Annotated in this window: 1 protein-coding gene; it reads left to right on the forward strand. The window is 42.2% G+C overall.

From position 1 onward, the window contains the following. Positions 1–230: IS200/IS605 family transposase (tnpA, locus tag QOR82_RS09260; protein WP_283584436.1), on the forward strand; the 230-nt coding region annotated here is incomplete at both ends.

Below are 230 nucleotides of genomic sequence, written 5' to 3' on the forward strand. Positions count from 1 at the left end.
TTGAAGCAGTGTCTACGTGAAATTGCTTCAAAATATGGATTTAGGATTGCCCACATGGAAATTGGCAAAGACGACCATATTCGCTTATTGATTAGTGCCCCACCTAAACTATCAGTCACTAATATTGTGCGCTGGTTAAAGGGCATTTCAGCCTGGAAATTGTTCAGGGAATGTCCAGAACTGCAAACCAGTTATTGGAAACAGCAAAACCGGCATCTTTGGTCACCTAG

The organism is Limosilactobacillus difficilis, assembly GCF_947387495.1.
Classification (GTDB): domain Bacteria; phylum Bacillota; class Bacilli; order Lactobacillales; family Lactobacillaceae; genus Limosilactobacillus; species Limosilactobacillus difficilis.